Origin of the sequence: Streptomyces sp. UH6 (assembly GCF_013421635.1) — a bacterium.
In the GTDB taxonomy this organism is placed as follows: domain Bacteria; phylum Actinomycetota; class Actinomycetes; order Streptomycetales; family Streptomycetaceae; genus Streptomyces; species Streptomyces abyssomicinicus.
In genome coordinates, this window is record NZ_JACADT010000399.1 from 1 (window position 1) to 4,899 (window position 4,899).

The 4,899-nt window shown below is 73.7% G+C and carries 6 protein-coding genes; all 6 read right to left on the minus strand.

Translation table 11 applies throughout. The annotated features are described in order from the left end of the window. Window positions 1-828: putative baseplate assembly protein (locus tag HW445_RS18495; protein WP_180222106.1), on the minus strand; the 828-nt coding region annotated here is incomplete at its 3' end. Next, complete coding sequence (locus HW445_RS18500; protein ID WP_151773510.1) at window positions 828-1,250, minus strand: GPW/gp25 family protein; 423 nt, start codon at window positions 1,248-1,250, stop codon at window positions 828-830. The genes HW445_RS18495 and HW445_RS18500, both read right to left, overlap by 1 nt. Further along, window positions 1,250-1,558, minus strand: coding sequence for a PAAR domain-containing protein (locus tag HW445_RS18505; RefSeq protein WP_180222107.1), 309 nt, complete (start codon window positions 1,556-1,558; stop codon window positions 1,250-1,252). The genes HW445_RS18500 and HW445_RS18505 overlap by 1 nt, the downstream gene beginning before the upstream one ends. An 85-nt stretch (window positions 1,559-1,643) precedes the next feature. Further along, window positions 1,644-3,467 (minus strand): VgrG-related protein, encoded by a 1,824-nt coding sequence (locus HW445_RS18510; RefSeq protein WP_180222108.1) that lies wholly within the window; start codon window positions 3,465-3,467, stop codon window positions 1,644-1,646. Next, window positions 3,464-4,186 (minus strand): LysM peptidoglycan-binding domain-containing protein, encoded by a 723-nt coding sequence (locus tag HW445_RS18515; protein WP_180222109.1) that lies wholly within the window; start codon window positions 4,184-4,186, stop codon window positions 3,464-3,466. Before HW445_RS18515 ends, HW445_RS18510 begins: the two co-directional genes overlap by 4 nt. Before the next feature lie 96 nt (window positions 4,187-4,282). Beyond that, on the minus strand, window positions 4,283-4,708 hold the full coding sequence (locus HW445_RS18520; RefSeq protein ID WP_180222110.1) for a phage tail protein: 426 nt from the start codon (window positions 4,706-4,708) through the stop codon (window positions 4,283-4,285). Between the last annotated feature and the right edge of the window lie 191 nt (window positions 4,709-4,899).

The following is a 4,899-nucleotide window of genomic DNA, read 5'->3' on the forward strand; positions in this document are numbered from 1 at the left end:
CTCGCGCACCGTGGGGGACTCCGAGTAGAACGGCTGCCCCGGCTCCGCCTCGGTGACGCGGCAGCGCAGCCAGCCGGCCCGCGTCCCGCCGATCACCGACGCCGTGTGCCCGGCCGGCACGTACACGACGACCTCGCCGGGCCGGTTCAGCCCTCCGGTGGTGTCCGGGCCGGTCTCGCACGCCCGCCAGCCGCCGCCGTCCCACGCCTCCCACACGAGCGGTGGCTGACGCGGGTCCACGCCGACGCCCTCCACCCGGCTGTCCAGGCGCACCGCGACGATGCATCCGGGCACCGCCGTCGGCAGGCCGAACAGCAGGGCGTCGCCCGGCTCCGGCGCGGCCTGGAAGCAGGGGATGTCGCGGCCTTCGGAGAGCGCCCCGGTGCGGTCGGTCTGCTCGCCGCCGCGGTGCGCGGTCACCAGCCGGGTCAGCTCGCTGGGCAGGATGTGCAGCTCCGCGGTCGTCGTGAACACCACGGCCTCGTCGGCCTCGCCGGGCGCGGTGGTCACCTCCGTGCCCGCGGGCAGCGTCACCGTGTCGGGCTGCGGCGCCGACAGCCAGAAGTCGACGTCGGCCACGGCCGCGGCCGGCGGGAAGAGGCGGATGCCCAGCAGGTCGAGGAACGCGGTGTAGTTCTTGTCCGGCACCCGGTTCAGCCGGTACAGCAGCTGGTCCACGAGGTACGCGAACGTCTCGATCAGGGTGACGCCCGGGTCGGAGACGTTGTGGTCGGTCCATTCCGGGGCGCGCTGCTGCACGTAGCGCTTCGCCTCGTCGACGAGTTGCTGGAAACGCCGGTCGTCCAGGTTCGGGGAGGGCAGGGCCATCAGTCGGCGACCAATTCCTCGGCCCCCTCCTCGGAGGGGATCGTGTAGAAGGGGAAGACCAGATTGCGCCGGTCGTTGGTGGAGCGGACGGTGTAGCGCACGTCGATGTAGAGGGTGCCGTCCTCGACGGCGTCGAAGGCGACCAGCACGTCGTCCACCGCGACGCGCGGCTCCCACCGTTCGAGGGCCTCCCGCACCTGCTGCGCGATGCGTCCGGCGGTGGCGCCGTCGCCGGGGGCGAAGACGTAGTCGTGGATGCCGCAGCCGAACTCGGGGCGCATGGGGCGCTCGCCCGGCGCGGTGCCGAGCACCAGGCGGATCGCCTCCTCGATCTCCCGCTCGCGGTCGACCAGGGCGATGCCGCCGGTCGGCCCGACCCGCAGCGGGAAGGCCCAGCCGCGTCCGATGAACCGCTCGCTCATCACACTCCCCCGATCAGGACGTTCGGGGCGCCGGTCAGGATCACCGCGCCGCACACGGTCCGGTCGCGCGCCCGCGCCGCCGGCAGCCCGCCGATGAGCACCGTGGCCGCGACCGGGTTGGGCATGATCACGTTGGCCGGGCCGGTGAGCGCGTGCGGCGGGATCGGGCAGGCGTGGAGGCTGCCCACGACGGCGGCGGGCCGGCCGCCGATCAGCACACGCGCCACGGCCGCGGCGGCGGGGGGCGGCGGCGTGGCGATCACACCGCCGTGGGCGGTGGGGTCACCGGTACGGGCTGCGGCCGGCATGCGTTGCTCCTCGGGACGTCGGCTTCAGGGACTCGGGGAAGGGCTGGGAGGAAGGACGGGGGGCGTGAGGACGGGGCGGTCAGGGTCAGTTGATCCGGATGAGCTTCGCCTTCAGGACGCCCAGCAGGCCGCCGTCGACGGTGACGTCCTGGCTGCCGCTGACGCTCACCGAGCGGCCGCCGACCTTCACCCCGACCCGGCCCTGGATGTCCACGTTGCGGCCCGACACGCTCACGTCGCCCCGCCCCGCGTCGAGGGTGATGCCCTTCCGGTCGAGCGAGACGGAGGTGAGGCGCCGGCGGCCCTTGGCGAAGACCGTGAGTTCGATCCGGTCCCGCCGGTCGTCCAGGAACACCTCGAGGCGCTCGTCACCGGTGGTGAGCCGGACGCCGGACGGGCCCGGCGCCCTCGCGTCGAGCAGCTCCACCCGGTGTCCCGAACGCGACACGACGGAGCGGCGGTTGACCCTGCCGGTGGTCCCGTCGATCAGTGGGACGTCGTGGGGCGACGGCTTGTCGACGCCGTTGTAGAGCCCTCCGATGACGTACGGGCTGTCCAGCAGGCCCTGTTCGAAGCCCACCAGCACCTCGTCGTTGACCTCGGGGCTCACCACGCCTCCGCCGCCCTTGCCGCCCCACTGGACGGTGCGGACCCAGTCGGTGGTGTACGTGTCGTCCAGCCAGGGGAACCGCAGTTTCACCGCGCCGTTCTCCGCGCCGCCCGGCTCGCGCACGTCCGTCACCACGCCGATCGCGAGCCCCGGCATGCGCGGCCCGCGGCCCGGCGCGTTGGCGCCGGTGACCAGGCCGGTCAGGGAGCGGTCGGGGCTGGCGCTCACCCACACCGTCGTCCGGTATCCGCCGTGCGGCTCCAGGACGTGCTGCACGGCCGTCGCGGTGTACTTGCCCGTGAACGCCTGCCCGACGTTGCCGAGCGCCACCGGCTTGCCCGCCCGCAGCTGCGGGTTGCCCTCGGCCACCGCCTCCAGCTCGCCGAAGCCGGCGCTGACCTGGGCGGCCGTGGCCGCCGCCGCCGCCGTCGTCTCCGCCTGGGTGCGGTACGGGGTGTCGGTGACGGTCAGCTTCGACGACCGGCCGAACCGGGCGGCGAACGCCGGGCTCAGTCCCGGAATCACCGTGTCGCTCTCCACCGAGGGCTGCCGGGCCACCAGCGGCCGCTTGGTGGTCACGTCCCAGCCGCGGACCTCCACCTGCTGGGCGCCGTCCGCGGCGGACAGCGACGCCCGCAGCGCCAGCAGGTTCCGGCCGTACTCCAGCACCATCGGGTTCCGGGCGGCCGAGGTCGACGGCGCGGGCGCCGAGGATGCCTTGCGCGGCCGGGTGAACTGGAGCAGGCCCTGCTCGTCGACGCGGACCTGCGCGCCGCTCTCGGCCGCCAGGTGCTGCAGGAAGTCCCAGTCGGACACGTTCGCCTGCGAGAGCTGGCGGTAGGTGACCGGCGCGGCCTCCACGGTCCCGCAGGCCAGCCCGGCCCCGGCGGCCACCTTGCGGACGATGGCCGCCGCCGTCATGTCGCGGTACGCCACCACCTTCCGGCCCCGCTGGAGGCGGTGCGCCTTGGAGAAGGCGCGCACCACCGTGAACGATCCCGTGCGGTCCCGGTCCACCTCCAGGGCGGTCACCTCGCCGTCGAAGAGCCGTTCGCGGGCCTGCCCGGAGACGGTCACCACCGACACCCTGAGCGGGGTGCCGATGGTGATGCCGACCGTCCGCAGGAACTCGTGGTCGGGGTCGCGGAAGGTGAGCTGTGCCGCGTCCGGCAGGCCCACGTTCTCGTCCACCACGCAGCTCACCAGCTGGGCGGCCCAGACGGGCGGCAGTTCGCCGGGCGTCTCGATGATGGGGTCCGCCGCGAACGACCGGCCGCCCTGTGCTCCGGATGCGCTCACCGCTCCTCCTCACCGCCCGCGTCGCGCAGGCCCGGCACCACCAGTTCGGTGCCGGGTACCAGCGCCATCGGGTCGTCGATTCCGTTCGCCTCCGCGATGACCCGCCAGGCCGTCGCGTCCCCGTACTCCCGCCAGGCCAGCAGGGCCAGGCTGTCGCCGGCCACCACGGTGTGCGTGCTGCGGGCCGTGCGCGCGCCGGACGTCGGGTTCTGGCCCGGCGGGTCGACGCTCGCCTCCTCGATGGACAGGGCGCAGGTGGCCCGCAGCGGCGTTCCGTCCACGTCGAACAGGGTGTAGGTGACCGACAGGCTGGAGAGCACCCCGTCGAACGAGGTGGTCCGCGCGGTGCCCCACTCGAACCGCACCCACGGGCTGGCCGGCTTCTTGCGGCCCAGGCTGGCCGGGGTCGGCACGCACGCCTTCATCAGCTTCTCCACCGCCTGCTCCACGGAGTTGTCGTGGGTGGCGGTGGCGTCCAGGAACACCTGGAGACTCAGTTCGCGCGGACCGCTGCCGACGAACTCGGGCAGCGCCGACTGTTCCGCCATCCGGGAGGGGGAGCGCCGCCACTCGGTGGTCTTGCGCAGTTCCAGGGTGGAGGGGTTGAACTGCAGGTCGAGCCGCGCGATCGTGCCGCCCGGCTTCGCGCCGACCGAGGCCGGGGGCTCCTTCAGGGTCAGCTGGGCCCTGGCCCGGCTGGAGCGGATCGCTGGGGACATCCGGCGCCTCCTTTCCGTGCGGCGGGTGGGTGTACGTGGCGGGCGGTGGGACCGGCGGGGCGGCACCCGGCGGGTGGGGCTTCCGGCGGTGGTGCTTCAGGACCAGCGCAGGCCCTCGTGGGCGATCTCCAGGCTCTCGACCGCCGCCGCCGGGTTGCCGGGGTCGAAGGACGGCCCCTGCCAGCGCACCGGGACGATCCCGAACACCTGCCAGCTCACGATCGGGGTCAGGTCCGGTTGCAGGGCCACGATCTCGCCGTCCTTGGGCTCCACCCGCTTGAGCGTCTCGTCGAGCCAGCGGCCGATCTTCGCCGTGTCGGCGGTGACCGGCCGGGTGAGCGTGATGTTCGACCAGGTGACGCGTCCGGGCAGGTGCCAGGTGAACCCGTTGTTGCCGCCCTCGGCGTAGCTCTCGATCTCGACCTCGGCGCCCATGCCGGAGCACGTGTGGAAGGCGCCCAGGTCGTCACCGCCGATCGCGAGCCGGAAGAACACGCTCGTCGCGAAGATGCTGTCCGTCATCCGTCCGTCATCCGTTCCCTGACCTCAATCCGTTCCTGGCCCCGTCTGCTCCGTGACCACATCCGTTCCGCGCCCCTGCCGCCGCCGTGGCCTCAACGGCGTCCGTCGTGGGGGCGGCCGGTGCGTTCCCGGCCGCGCCGCAGTTCGGCACGGAGCAGCCGGGCGACCGGGTCGAGCAGGCGCCGCGCCAG